This window comes from Mycobacterium sp. NGS41, assembly GCF_059812725.1.
This window is the reverse complement of sequence record NZ_JCALDF010000010.1, coordinates 22,694-35,819: the sequence shown is the minus strand read 5'-3', so window position 1 is coordinate 35,819 and position 13,126 is coordinate 22,694. Positions and strand designations below refer to the sequence as shown.

Genomic DNA, 13,126 nt, shown 5'->3' with positions numbered 1-13,126 from the left:
TTGGTCCGCGCCCGTGTGGGGAACAGCGATGTCGGGGCCGGGCGCCACGGTCCTAAACTGACGCAGTCGAGGGGGTCTGGCGAATTTTCAGGCAATGGCTGGGTCGCGACGCCGGACAGCTGCGGCGCGCAAAGGTAGGGGTTACCGCTGCCTTTATCGCCCATGCCGTGGTGTTTTCGTCGTGGGCGGCCCACATCCCGCACATCAAGGCCGAGCTCGGTTTGTCCGACGCGGCGCTGGGGACGGCGTTGTTCGGTGCGCCGGTCGGATCTTTGGTGGCCGCGGTCCTGTGCCACTGGGCGCTGCCGCACTGGGGTAGCCAACGCTTGGTTCCCATCACCGTCGCGGGCTATGCGTCCGTCGGAGTGACGGTTGGGCTGGTCAAGTCGGGCCCGATGTTGTTTGCGGCGCTCGCTCTGTGGGGGATGTTCCAGAGCGCTCTCGACGTCGCGATGAACACCCAGGCCGCCACGATCGAACGAGCCGCGCAGGCTCCCATCATGGCGCGCTTTCACGGGATGTGGAGTCTTGGTGCGTTGCTGGGAGCCCTGATCGGTGCGGCGTCCGTCAGTGCGGGCGTCGGTCTGACCGCTCAGCTGGTGGTGCTGGGGGTGGTCGTCGTGGTCGTGGTGGAAGCGCTGACCCGGCAGCTGCTTCCCGACGCCAGGGCGGCCGCTGCTCCGTCGGAAGCGGGCCCCGGGAAGCGGTCCTGGATGACGCCGACGGTTGCCGTCCTGTGCGCGGTGGTGTTTGCGTCGTTCCTGTGTGAGGGCGCCGCGACCGACTGGTCGGCCAATTATGTGCACGAGGTCGTCGGCGCCGGGCCGGGCGTATCCGCGCTGAGCTATGCGGCATACACCTTGACGATGGTGGTGACCCGGTTCGCCGCACTGCGACTGCACTCGCGGGTGTCCGCCCGTCTGTTGCTTCCCGCGCTGGCGCTGCTGGCCGCGGTGGGGATGAGCGTGACACTGGCGACCGCCAACCCGGTGGTCAGCGTGATCGGGTTCGCCAGTTTGGGAGCCGGGGTGGCACTGCTGGTGCCCACCGCCTTCAGCGCGGCGTATTCGGCCAGCAGCGCCGGATCGGCGATCGCGATCGTCGCAGCGACCGGCTGGGTGGGCTACCTGCTCGGTCCGCCGCTGATCGGTCACCTTGCCGGGTGGGTCGGATTGTCGACGGCTCTCATCACCATCCCTGTGATGGTCTCGCTCGCCGGAATTGTCATCCTCTGCGGCCGCGCCTTTGATGCCGCCGACGAATTCCACCGCGACGTGTCCGTCCCGAACAGGGCCGCCGCCTAGCTCAGATCCCAGACCTGTACCTGAGTCCCGGCCGGCACTTCCACGACGTCCTCCGGGATGTCCAGCAGGCCGTTGGCCGAAGCCAGCCAGCGCAGGTGGTGTGAAGCCGGTGGGCCGTAGCTGGTGACGCTGGCAGCTTCAGTGTCGAGCACCGCGCGACGGAACTGCCGCTTGCCGCTCGGTGAACGCAACGACTCGCCGAGAACCGCGAGCCGGTGCGGCCGCTCCGGATCCGGAAATCCCATCGCCCTGCGCAGCGCGGGACGGATGAACACCTCGAAGGACACCTGCGCGCTGACCGGGTTGCCGGGCAGGGTGACGATCGGTATGCCCGCAACGCGGCCGACGCCCTGCGGCATGCCGGGCTGCATCGCCACCTTGACGAATTCCACGCCCTGGTCACCCTCGCGGCCGAACGCGTCTTTGACCACCTCGTAGGCGCCGGCGCTGACACCCCCGCTGGTGATGATCAGGTCCGAATCGGCGGCGTACCGGTCAAGGACCTCGCTGAACTGCGCGACATCGTCTTCGGCGGTCGGGCTGGCGACTACCTCAGCACCCGCATCGCGAACCGCCGCGGCCAGCATGACCGAGTTGGACTCGTAGATCTGACCGGGCCGCAGCGGGGTGCCCGGCGGCACCAGCTCTGTTCCGGTGGAGATCACCAGCACCCGCTGTCGCGGGATCACCGTCAACCGGTCCATTCCCAGCGCCGCGACCAGACCGAGCACCGCCGGCGTCACGACCTGGCCCGCGCTCAGCACCGTGGTGCCGGCAGCGACGTCTTCGCCCGCGCGGCGGATGTGCTTGCCGGGCGGTTTGGTCTGCCGGATCGTCACCGACTCGGCGCCGCCGTCGGTGTCTTCGACCGGCACGACGGTCGTCGCCCCGGCCGGCATCGGTGCGCCGGTCATGATCCGGTGCGCCGTACCGGGCTTCAAGGTCAGCTCGTCGGTGCGCCCGGCCGGTATGTCCTCGGCGACCGGCAACACCACGGGGAGTTCCGGTGTCGCAGCCGAGATGTCCTCGGCGCGTACCGCATAGCCGTCCATCGCGGAGTTGTCGAAGACCGGCAGCGACAGCTGCGCTACCACGTCGTCGGCCAGTACCAGGCCCTGTGCCTCTGCCAGCGGAACCGCGATCGGTGGACGCGCGCCGATCATCGCGGCGACGACACGCTGATGTTCCTCGACTGACCGCATGACTCAGACCGGGAAGCTCACGCCGGTGAGTTCTTCGGAGACGGTCCAGAGCCGACGTTGCAGGTCCACGTCATGGGACTGCGCGCTGGACTGGACGAGCTTCGGGTGTCCGCGCTGTTCACCTAGCCCGTCGGGGCCGTAATACTGCCCACCTTCCACGGTCGGATCGGTGGCGGCCCGCAGCGTCGGCAGGGCACCCGCCTCGGCGCTCTGGAAGAACAACGGCGCGAACACGTTCAGCGGCCGCAAGATTCGCGGAACGTTGCGGGCCAGCTCGGTGCTCGAACCTCCGGGGTGGGCGGCGACGGCGATGGTGGCGGCCTTCGGAGCCCGCTCTTTCGAGGCGAGCCGGCGCTGCAACTCATAGGTGAACAGCAGGTTGGCCAGTTTCGACTGCCCGTACGCGGCGACCCGGCTGTAGTCGCGTTCCCAGTTCAGATCGTCGAAGTGGATCGCGGCGCGAATCCGGTGGCCGATGCTGCTGACCGTCACCACCCGCGACCCGCGCACCGGCAGCAGATGGTCGAGCAGCAGCCCGGTCAACGCGAAATGGCCGAGATGGTTGGTGCCGAACTGGAGCTCGAACCCGTCCTTGGTGACCTCCTTGGGCGTCCACATCACCCCGGCGTTGTTGATCAGCAGGTCGATCCGCGGGTAGGTGCTGCGCAGCGCATCGGCGGCGGCGCGTACCGAATTCAGCGAGGTCAGATCGAGTTCCTGCAGCGTGACATCTGGCTTAGGGGCTTTTGGTTTGGCGGCGATGATGCGGGCCAGCGCGGTGTTGCCCTTCTCGAGATTGCGTACCGCCAGCACCACGTGCGCGCCACTCAAGGCCAGCATTTCGGCGGTGTGATAGCCGAGGCCGGTGTTGGCGCCGGTGACGATGGCAATCCGGCCGCTCTGATCCGGGATGTCGGCGTCCGACCACTTACGGGTCGTTCTACCGGCATTTGTGGCTTTCGAGCTCATGGCCGCGAATCTACCCACTCGGGTCGGGTGGCGCGCAGGTGCGGCACCCGGCTGGCGAGCAGACGCAGAATCGCGCTTTTTGAAGTTAAAAAGGGCGATTCTGCGTCTGCTCGCCGTGGACTAGACCCAGTAGTTGTCGTGGCCGACGAAGAATTCGCGGCGCTCGTCGTCCGTCATGTCGGCCAGGCTGGGCAGGCCCTCGAAATAGCCCTCGCGGGGTCCGCCAGGAGCGAACAGCATCAGGATCGATGCGGTTTCGTCGGCCTCGTTGCGGAAGCCGTGAATGCCGCCCGGCGGCACATACAAGTAGTCGCCGGCGGACGCGTCGACCCAGTCCCGGCCGTCGTACATGCGCATTGTTCCGGACAGCACGAAGAACGACTCGGACATCGTCTTGTGGAAGTGCGGCCCGGGCCCGCCGCCGGCCGGGGGGATGTCGACGCGATACAAACCGAAGTCGCCGTCGGTGGACTTCTGGGTGGCCAAGTAGTGGTATTTGGTCCCGCCGAGCCGGTAGTCGGACGGCTGGTCGGCACGTCTGAGCCAGGCGGTGACTTCGCCTGCGTCGCCGGTGTAGCGGGGTGGTGGATAGTGCGGAATGGCGAGGGACATACCTCCCAGTGTGGCGGCGATAGCATCGCGAGCGTGGGTGGGCTGACGAGAGAGGAACAAATCCGAGCTGAACGGCTCGTCGACGCTGAGCAGAAGGCGGCGCAGTTGTTCGACGAAATCGAACGGCGCGCCATGGTTCGCCCCGGCGTCGGGGAGCAGGAGTTGTCCGACGACATTCGTGACCTCGCCGCGGACATGTTCGGAGTGACCCGCCACTGGCATCGACGGATCGTGCGAGCCGGCGAGAATACGCTGCAGCCTTTCAAGGAGCGCCCGCCGGATCGGGTGATTGCCGATGACGACATCGTTTTCCTCGACCTGGGACCGATTTTCCAGGAGTGGGAGGCAGACTTCGGCCGAACATTCGTCCTGAGCGACGATCCGGACAAAAAGGCTCTCCGCGACGCACTACCGCGGGTGTGGCAGGCCGGTCGCGACTACTTCGAGAGCCGCCCCCACATCACCGGCGCCGAGCTGTTCGACTTCGTCGTCGGGGTGTCCCACGCCGAGGGCTTTGAGTGGGCCAGCCATATCGCCGGTCATCTGGTCGGGGAGTTTCCGCACAGGAAGATCGCCGGTCCTGGCATCGAGTGGTACATCATGCCGGGGTCGGACAAGCCGATGCGGCGCGAGGACCCAACCGGCCGAATCTGCCACTGGATCCTGGAAATTCATCTGGTCGACCGCATCCGTGGCTTCGGCGGTTTCTATGAACAGTTGCTCGACCTGCCCTGAACCGGGGCGCCCTGTCCTTGCACTCGGCATAGGCGAGTGCTAAGAATGACGTTGGCACTCGCGACCGGTGAGTGCTAGGTCGGGACGGTGAGGCCAGCTCTGGTCGTCCGTCGCGGGCACTGCGCCCGGCCAGCGTAAGTAATAGGGTGGCCGCCACATGGCCATCCGGTGCCATCCCCAAATTCGGAGGAATCACTTCGCAATGGCCAAGACAATTGCGTATGACGAAGAGGCCCGTCGCGGCCTCGAGCGGGGCCTGAACAGCCTCGCCGACGCGGTAAAGGTGACGTTGGGCCCCAAGGGTCGCAACGTCGTCCTAGAGAAGAAGTGGGGTGCCCCCACGATCACCAACGATGGTGTGTCCATCGCCAAGGAGATCGAGCTGGAGGACCCGTACGAGAAGATCGGCGCCGAGCTGGTCAAGGAAGTCGCCAAGAAGACCGACGACGTCGCCGGTGACGGCACGACGACGGCCACGGTGCTGGCCCAGGCGCTGGTGAAAGAGGGCCTGCGGAATGTCGCGGCCGGTGCCAACCCGCTGGGTCTCAAGCGCGGTATCGAGAAGGCGGTCGAGAAGATCACCGAGACCCTGCTCAAGGGGGCCAAGGAGGTCGAGACCAAGGAGCAGATCGCTGCCACCGCTGCGATTTCGGCGGGTGACCAGTCGATCGGCGACCTGATCGCCGAGGCGATGGACAAGGTCGGCAACGAGGGCGTCATCACCGTCGAGGAGTCCAACACCTTTGGCCTGCAGCTCGAGCTCACCGAGGGCATGCGGTTCGACAAGGGCTACATCTCGGGCTACTTCGTCACCGACGCCGAGCGTCAGGAAGCGGTCCTCGAGGACCCCTACATCCTGCTGGTCAGCTCCAAGGTGTCGACGGTCAAGGACCTGTTGCCGCTGCTGGAGAAGGTTATCCAGGCCGGCAAGCCGCTCCTGATCATCGCCGAGGATGTCGAGGGCGAGGCGCTGTCCACCCTGGTCGTCAACAAGATCCGCGGCACCTTCAAGTCGGTAGCCGTCAAGGCCCCCGGCTTCGGTGACCGGCGCAAGGCGATGCTGCAGGACATGGCCATCCTCACCGGTGGTCAGGTCATCAGCGAAGAGGTCGGCCTGACGCTGGAGAACGCCGACGTCTCGCTGCTGGGCAAGGCCCGCAAGGTGGTCATCACCAAGGACGAGACCACCATCGTCGAGGGCGCCGGTGACTCCGACGCCATCGCCGGCCGGGTGGCGCAGATCCGCGCCGAGATCGAGAACAGCGACTCCGACTACGACCGCGAGAAGCTGCAGGAGCGCCTGGCCAAGCTGGCCGGCGGTGTTGCGGTGATCAAGGCCGGCGCCGCTACCGAGGTCGAGCTCAAGGAGCGCAAGCACCGCATCGAGGACGCGGTCCGCAACGCCAAGGCGGCCGTGGAGGAGGGCATCGTCGCCGGTGGCGGCGTGACCCTGCTGCAAGCGGCCCCGGTCCTCGAGGAGCTGAAGCTCTCCGGTGACGAGGCCACCGGTGCCAACATCGTGCGCGTCGCGCTGGAGGCCCCGCTGAAGCAGATCGCGTTCAACTCCGGGCTGGAGCCAGGCGTGGTGGCCGAGAAGGTGCGCAACCTTCCGGCGGGCCAGGGCCTCAACGCCGCCACGGGTGAGTACGAGGACCTGCTGAAGGCCGGCGTTGCCGACCCGGTGAAGGTGACCCGTTCGGCGCTGCAGAACGCGGCGTCCATCGCGGGCCTGTTCCTCACCACCGAGGCCGTCGTCGCCGACAAGCCGGAGAAGGCGGCCGCTCCCGCGGGCGACCCGACCGGCGGCATGGGCGGTATGGACTTCTAGTCCTGGTACGAAAAAGCCCGGCTCCCTCGTGGGGCCGGGCTTTTTCGTGTCTCGTGTCTGCGGCTCGGCGATGTTCGCCGAGCGTGGGTGAAAAGTACGTTCACACATTGAAATTCGTCCACACGCTCGATGCACACGTCATCGCTGCCGCACGCTCAACATGAGGCCATGGACGGCGCGCCATTTCTCGGTAGTCAGGCGCTCAGACGTGGCGCCGTCACACGCAACGACCTGCGCACGCGATATCGAGCGGTGTTCCGCGACGTGTACATCTACGTCGGCGAGGCAGGGACGCTGGAGCTGACGGCAGCCATCAAAGCTCGGGCGGCGTGGTTGTCGACGGGCGCGACCTTGGCCGGCCTATCCGCCGCTGCTGTTCATCGCACGAAGTGGCTCGACGCGGCTGCGCCCGCTGAGATCGTCCGTGCTGACCGCCACGGCCAGCGAGGCATTGTGGTGCGCAGCTATCAGCTGGCTGAAGACGAGGTGCATTCGGTCCGTGGAATGCGGGTAACGACCCCTGCCCGAACTGCATTCGACATCGGTCGCGTCGTGCCCGCTGCCAAAGCGATACCCATCCTCGACGCTTTGCTCAATGCGACAGGTATCAAACCTGCAGACGTTGTCGACTTGGCTGACCGGCACCCGGGAACCCGCGGCATCCGGCGGCTGCGGTCCGCGCTGCAGTTGGTCGACGGTGGTGCGGAGTCGCCGCAGGAGACGAGGGTGCGGCTGCTACTAGTAGCCGCAGGACTGCCAAAGCCGGAGACTCAGATCGAGTTTCGGGACCTGCGCATCCGGGTCGACATGGGGTGGCGCGAGTGGAAGGTCGCTGTTGAATACGACGGTATACAACATTGGGACGACCCATATCAGCGGGCGTGGGATATCGAGCGAATCGCCCTGCTGGAAGCGGCCGGTTGGACGGTGATCAGAATCAGCGCGGCGATGCTGTCGCGGCCGCAGATAATCGTTGAGCGCGTCAGGGCGAAGCTCGCCGAGCGTGGGGCCTATGGACCACAGCGAGGCAGTTCCCGTACATAAAACCCACACTCGGCGGCTGTAGGTTCGAACCCGTGGCTCTTCCGACTCCATCACCCACCAGTACCGCCGTCGTGACCGGCGCATCGTCGGGCATCGGCTCCGACATCGCGCGCGAACTCGCCGATCGCGGTCACGGCGTCACGCTGGTCGCCCGCCGGGAAGACCGGCTGCGTGACCTGGCCGACGAACTCGCAGGCCGCGTGCGCATCGAGGTGATCGGCTGCGACGTCGCCGACTCCGTGGCCCGCGCCGGCCTATTCGACGAGGTCGAACGCCGCGGGCTGACCATCGACATCCTGGTGAACAACGCCGGCATCGGCACTATCGGGTCGGTCACGAAGACTTCCGTCGACGAAGAGATCGCCCAGGTGCGGGTAAATGTCGAGGCCGTCATCGATCTGTCCACCCGCGCGGTCCAGCAGATGGTGCCGCGGGGACGCGGCGCGATCCTCAACCTGGGATCCACCGCGGGCTATCACCCCTTCCCGGGGCAAGTCGGCTATGCCGCCACCAAGGCGTTCGTGAAGACGTACACCGAAGGACTGCGGGGTGAACTCGCCGGCACCGGCGTTACCGTCGCGATGCTGGTGCCGGGGCCGGTGCGCACGGAGTTCCTTGAGAAGGCGGGCATGGATGAGCGGATGTTCGCGGACGCGTTCCCGAAGTTCATGTGGATGCCCTCGCGGGAGGTGGCGCGTATCGGAGTCGACGCGCTCGACGGCGACCGCGGCACGGTGATCGCCGGGCTGCCCAGCCAGCTCAGCACCCGGCTGTTTCAGTTCATGCCGCGACGGCTGCTGCTGCCGCTATTGAAAAACCAGCACCCCGGCCTGCGCAGGGACCGGTCAGCGAGCTGACCCGGGCCAGGGCCGCATCCACCCTTCCACCGGAAGCGCGAGCGCGTTGCACAGCGTGCAGATCGTGCGGTACCAGCCGACGGCTGTGAGCAACTCGATGCGTTGCTCGTCGTCGAGGTCGCGGCCCAACGCCGCCCAGGTCGCCTCCGACCACGAGCCGGTGCGCTCCAGTTCGTCCACGGCCTCGATCAGCGTCCGCTCGGTAGGGCTCCACCGCGAATCGTCGGGGCCGCCCAAAACCAGCGCATCGCACTCCTCGTCGCTGACGCCCGCGATCGGACCCCAGAACGCCGACTGACCACCCCACTCGTACTCGCAGCCCACCAGCGCGCAGATGCGCAGGATCGCGATTGTCCGCGTCCGAGGTGGCAACAGCGCTGCGACGTAAAGGGATTCGCCGAGTTTGCGCAGCCGGTTGGCCAGCGCCGGATGGCGCTGCAGGCAACGCACCAGCAGCAGCGGCTCGTAGGTGCGGCCCGGGTGACCCCAACTGTTGATGCTCGCGGCGTCTGTCTCGCTCCAGGGCGGAGCGAGCGGTGCGACGCGGCTCACGCAGGCTCCGCGAAAACCACGCAGTCATGCAGGCAACCCTTGGCCGCCGACGGTGAGTCGGCCTCGCGGTGCAGCAGCGCGCGGGTCGGCACCACACCCCACCGCGCGGACTCCGAATCCGAGTCCGCGGGATCGGAGATTTCGGCGTGGCCGTCGACGATCAACGAGTACCCGCCAGGCTCGGGCGGAGGCCACAGCAGCGTCACGTCGCGGCGCTCGGCGAGGTTGGCGCGGGTGCGGCCTCCGATGAGCCCCACGTCGAGAAATGCCGGGGGTCCCTCGGCGCTCTCGGGAAGTTCGCGCAGCGTCGGCTCGACCGTCACGGTGTGCACGCGGTAGCCCTCATCGACGGTGATCAGGTAGCCGAACGGATAGTCGCTGAGAGCGGCGGCCAGCCGCTTGAAGTCCACCTTCTTCTTCGTGCGCATATTTCGAGAATAGGCGGCGGCCTCCGGGCGCGCGTCAGTCCGATGAGCCGGACGGCTTACCCCGGGCAGCGCCGACGAGGTTGTCGAAGAAGTCGACGCTATCCATCCCCGCGGCGGGAGTCGCGACGCTCGCGGTCGCGGCTGAGCCGGAAACGTCCGGGGTGGTCGAGACCAGGCTGTCGAGGGAGGCGTTGAGGTCCTCCGGGGCCTGATCCCACGACGGCAGCTGGGCCAGCAGCGCCGACGCGTCGGCTTGATAGCCGGACATCGCCGCCACGTCTATCGCCCACATCTGCTCGTATGCGGCCTCGGTGTCCGCGATCGCCGGGGCATTCTGGCCGAGCCAATTCGTGGCCGCCAATACCCGCACCAGGCCACGGTTGGCCGCCACCAGCGCCGGCTGCACCGCAGCCGTCAGCGCGTTCTCGAACACCCCTGCGACGGCCTGAGCTTTGGTGGCCGCCCCCTCGGCCTGAGCGGCCGCAGCGCGCAGCCAACCCGCGTATTGGGACGCCAAAGCCATCATCTTCGCCGACGATGCACCCAACCAGGAACCCTTTACCAGCCCGGACGTGACAGACGCGAACGACGCCGCGGACTGCTTCAACTCGTCGGCCAAACCCTTCCACGCCGCCGCAGCTGCAAGCAGCGGCCCGGCGCCGGGTCCGGTGAACATGAGTGCCGAATTGATCTCTGGCGGCAACCACGCAATATGCGGGTTTGTCACTAATCCAAACTATCGGGGAAGGCTCTTGGCCGTGGCCGTTTCAGCCGGACACAGGGATTGGTTGCCTGCCGCGGACCAACTTGCCGGGACGAGCATCGGTCGGAACGCCGTTCTCCGCGATCACCTGACCGGACACCACGGTAGCGACATAGCCGTCCGCCGTCTGGTCCAGTCGACGGCCGCCGGCCGGTAGGTCATGACTGATCACCGGCTTGTGCAGGCGCAGCGCGGCGTGGTCGATGACGTTGAGGTCGGCCTTATAGCCGACCTCGATGCGTCCACGATCGGCTAGCCCGGCGACGCGGGCCGGCACGGACGTGAGTTCGCGGACGGCGTCGGGGACGGTGAACCGTCCGGACTTGCGGTCGCGTGCCCAGTGGGCCAGGAAGAACGTCGAGTAGCTGGCGTCGCAGATCATCCCGTAGTGGGCGCCGCCGTCACCGAGGCCGAGCACCACGTCGTCGCGATGCAGCAGTTCGCCGACGGTGTCGAGCGAGTTGTTCTCCAGGTTGCTGGTCGCTACCAGCAGCATGGCCCGGCCGTCGTCGTCGAGCAGCCGGTCGTAGGCCTCCTCCATCGGGTTCACGCCCTTGGCGCGGGCCCGCGTCCCGATGCTGTCCGACGGGTCCGGCTCGTAGTTGGGGTTGTCCCCCAGCGGGAAGATCCAGTCCCACATCTGCGCGACGTACAGAATCGGGTGCCCGATGCCGGGCTGGTCGGCCAGAATGCGGGCGCGAACCTCGGGCTTGCGCATCTCCGCGACGCGCTCGGCCAGCGGTAGGTCGGCGATTTCGCGGTAGCTGGGGTAGAGCACGAACGGGTTGGCGGACAGCTGTAGCCCGATGATCAGCCCGATCGGCCGCGGCAGCAGCTGCGCGGTAACAACGGGACCAGCCGCCGCCGCCCTTTGATTCGCTTTTTCCACCATGGTGATGGCGTCCGGCCACGTCGCGTCGCCCTTATTGGCGACGACGAGCGTGAAGGTGACCGGCAGCCCGACGTCCTCGGCGACGTCGAACACGGTCTGCAGCACCGGCTGGTAGCCGCCGGCCGGGATGTCGGGCACGAACTGCAGCAGACCACCGCCCCCGTCGACGACACCGCGGGCGATCTCCTCGATCTCCTCGCGGGCGGCGTCGTAGCTGGGGATCGGAGCACCGCTCTCGGTCTTGTGGATGGTCAGCCGCGACGACGCAAAGCCCAGCGCCCCGACCTCCATCGCCTCCGTGGCCAGCTCCCGCATCTTGGCGAGGTCTTCGGCGGTGGCCGGCTCGCGGTCCGCGCCCCGCTGGCCCATCACGTACACCCGCAGCGGGGAGTGCGGCAGATAGGCGGCCACGTCGATATCGCGTTTGCCGGCGTCCAGCGCATCCATGAATTCGGGGAATGTCTCCCACGTCCACGGCAGGCCGTCGGTCATCACGACGCCGGGGATGTCTTCGACCCCCGCCATCACGTCGACGAGCACGTCGTGGTCTTCCTGCCGGCACGGCGCGAACCCGACCCCGCAGTTGCCCATCACCACAGTGGTGACCCCGTGCGCCGACGACGGCGTCAGCCGCTCCGACCAGATGGCCTGGCCGTCGTAGTGGGTGTGCAGGTCGACGAAGCCCGGGGTGACCAGCAGACCGGTCGCGTCGATCTCCCGCTCGGCCGTGTCTCCGTTGACGGCACCCACCGCCTTGATGACGCCGTCGCGGACGGCTACGTCGCCGACGTACGGCTCACCGCCTAGCCCGTCGACGATGATGCCATTGCGGATCAGGAGGTCATAGCGCATCTAACTAATCTACGACCCTGTCGGTGCGACATGCCAGGATCAGTGGCGTGCGCGCCGACGACGATGCAGTGGGGGCACCCCCAGCCGCGCAGCGGCGAGGGGGATGTAGCGATGAGGTGGGGGCACCTCCCGCTTGCGGGGGAGAGTGGCGCTGATGATCGACCACTTCGGAATCAACTGCGCCGACTATCCGCGCTCCCAGGAGTTCTACGACACGGTGCTCGGTGTGCTCGGCTATTCCCGGCAGCTGGATTTCGGCGTGGCCATCGGATACGGGCGGGACGGCAAGCCGGTCTTCTGGATCGCTGACCTGTCTGCGGGCACCGCGGATGGCCCCAACCGGGAAGTCCACATCGCGTTCCGGGCGGCCGACGAAGACGCGGTACGCGCGTTCCACGAGGCCCATCCAGTCTCAAGGTAGGGCCTGGGCGCCGAGTCGTTGCATGAGCCACGGCTCTGGCCGGAATATCACCCCGGGCTATTTCGGCGCCTTCGTGCGCGACCCCGACGGCAACAACGTGGAAGCGGTCTGCCACCACGCGTAGGGTCGCCGAGTATGCCGAGCCCCGAAAAGAACCCCGCCGACGCAGCCGCGCAGGAATTGCTTCGGGACGCCTTCACCCGGTTGATCGAGCACGTCGACGACCTCACCGACGGCCTGAGTGACGAGGTGTCCAACTACCGCCCGACGCCGGAGGCCAACAGCATCGCGTGGCTGATCTGGCACAGCGCGCGGGTGCAGGACCTGCAGCTCGCCGACGTCGCGGGCGTCGAACAGGTGTGGACCCGCGACGGATGGGTGGACCGATTCGGGCTGGACCTGCCGCGCAACGACATCGGCTATGGGCACAGCGCGCAGGACGTGGGGAAGGTGCGCGCATCCGCCGACCTGCTGTCCGGTTACTACCACGCCGTGCACGAGCTCAGCCTCGAGTACATCGCGAACGTCACCGCCGACGAGTTGTCGCGGGTCGTGGACACCAACTGGGATCCACCGGTGACCGCCAGCTCGCGATTGATCAGCATCGTCGACGACTGCGCACAGCACCTTGGCCAAGCCGCCTACGTGCGCGGCATCGCCGGGTAAG

At 67.2% G+C, this 13,126-nt stretch carries 13 protein-coding genes and 1 pseudogene; 7 read left to right on the top strand and 7 right to left on the bottom strand.

The annotated features are described in order from the left end of the window. Nucleotides 1-119 precede the first annotated feature (119 nt). A complete protein-coding gene (locus AC5Y21_RS11835) occupies nucleotides 120-1,304 on the top strand; it encodes an MFS transporter (protein WP_499912651.1) in 1,185 nt (394 codons plus the stop codon). Here the strand turns inward: AC5Y21_RS11835 and moeA are convergent. The 3 genes from moeA to AC5Y21_RS11820 all read right to left on the bottom strand — a co-directional run bounded on the left by moeA (nucleotide 1,301) and on the right by AC5Y21_RS11820 (nucleotide 4,087). Then, on the bottom strand, nucleotides 1,301-2,506 hold the full coding sequence (gene moeA, locus AC5Y21_RS11830) for a molybdopterin molybdotransferase MoeA (protein WP_499912455.1): 1,206 nt from the start codon (nucleotides 2,504-2,506) through the stop codon (nucleotides 1,301-1,303). The genes AC5Y21_RS11835 and moeA overlap by 4 nt on opposite strands. Before the next feature lie 3 nt (nucleotides 2,507-2,509). Beyond that, entirely contained in the window at nucleotides 2,510-3,475 is a 966-nt protein-coding gene (locus AC5Y21_RS11825) for an SDR family NAD(P)-dependent oxidoreductase (protein WP_499912453.1), read from the bottom strand. A gap of 120 nt (nucleotides 3,476-3,595) precedes the next feature. Further along, nucleotides 3,596-4,087, bottom strand: a complete 492-nt coding sequence (locus tag AC5Y21_RS11820; protein WP_499912451.1) for a cupin domain-containing protein — start codon at nucleotides 4,085-4,087, stop codon at nucleotides 3,596-3,598. A gap of 42 nt (nucleotides 4,088-4,129) precedes the next feature. Here AC5Y21_RS11820 and AC5Y21_RS11815 point away from each other — a divergent pair, with 42 nt between their 5' ends. From AC5Y21_RS11815 to AC5Y21_RS11800, 4 genes are all read left to right on the top strand, one after another. Further along, on the top strand, nucleotides 4,130-4,822 hold the full coding sequence (locus AC5Y21_RS11815) for a M24 family metallopeptidase (RefSeq protein WP_499912649.1): 693 nt from the start codon (nucleotides 4,130-4,132) through the stop codon (nucleotides 4,820-4,822). Between the two features lie 202 nt (nucleotides 4,823-5,024). Continuing rightward, entirely contained in the window at nucleotides 5,025-6,650 is a 1,626-nt protein-coding gene (gene groL, locus AC5Y21_RS11810; protein WP_499912449.1) for a chaperonin GroEL, read from the top strand. Between the two features lie 168 nt (nucleotides 6,651-6,818). After that, on the top strand, nucleotides 6,819-7,694 hold the full coding sequence (locus AC5Y21_RS11805; protein ID WP_499912447.1) for an endonuclease domain-containing protein: 876 nt from the start codon (nucleotides 6,819-6,821) through the stop codon (nucleotides 7,692-7,694). 32 nt (nucleotides 7,695-7,726) lie between these two features. Continuing rightward, a complete protein-coding gene (locus AC5Y21_RS11800) occupies nucleotides 7,727-8,551 on the top strand; it encodes an SDR family NAD(P)-dependent oxidoreductase (RefSeq protein ID WP_499912445.1) in 825 nt (274 codons plus the stop codon). Here AC5Y21_RS11800 and AC5Y21_RS11795 read toward each other — a convergent pair. From AC5Y21_RS11795 to AC5Y21_RS11780, 4 genes are read right to left on the bottom strand one after another with little or no spacing between them, the layout of a single operon-like run. Then, on the bottom strand, nucleotides 8,540-9,103 hold the full coding sequence (locus AC5Y21_RS11795; protein ID WP_499912443.1) for a carboxymuconolactone decarboxylase family protein: 564 nt from the start codon (nucleotides 9,101-9,103) through the stop codon (nucleotides 8,540-8,542). The genes AC5Y21_RS11800 and AC5Y21_RS11795 overlap by 12 nt on opposite strands. Further along, on the bottom strand, nucleotides 9,100-9,531 hold the full coding sequence (locus AC5Y21_RS11790; protein ID WP_499912442.1) for a pyridoxamine 5'-phosphate oxidase family protein: 432 nt from the start codon (nucleotides 9,529-9,531) through the stop codon (nucleotides 9,100-9,102). Before AC5Y21_RS11790 ends, AC5Y21_RS11795 begins: the two co-directional genes overlap by 4 nt. Before the next feature lie 34 nt (nucleotides 9,532-9,565). Beyond that, nucleotides 9,566-10,258: a PPE family protein gene (locus AC5Y21_RS11785; protein ID WP_499912440.1), complete on the bottom strand. Its 693-nt coding sequence runs from the start codon at nucleotides 10,256-10,258 to the stop codon at nucleotides 9,566-9,568. A gap of 40 nt (nucleotides 10,259-10,298) precedes the next feature. Then, nucleotides 10,299-12,038, bottom strand: coding sequence for an N-acyl-D-amino-acid deacylase family protein (locus tag AC5Y21_RS11780; protein ID WP_499912438.1), 1,740 nt, complete (start codon nucleotides 12,036-12,038; stop codon nucleotides 10,299-10,301). A 154-nt stretch (nucleotides 12,039-12,192) separates the two neighbouring features. Here AC5Y21_RS11780 and AC5Y21_RS11775 point away from each other — a divergent pair. Both AC5Y21_RS11775 and AC5Y21_RS11770 read left to right on the top strand, forming a co-directional pair. Beyond that, a pseudogene (locus AC5Y21_RS11775) lies at nucleotides 12,193-12,583 on the top strand (VOC family protein). 11 nt (nucleotides 12,584-12,594) lie between these two features. Next, complete coding sequence (locus AC5Y21_RS11770) at nucleotides 12,595-13,125, top strand: mycothiol transferase (RefSeq protein WP_499912436.1); 531 nt, start codon at nucleotides 12,595-12,597, stop codon at nucleotides 13,123-13,125. Nucleotide 13,126: the final 1 nt, after the last annotated feature.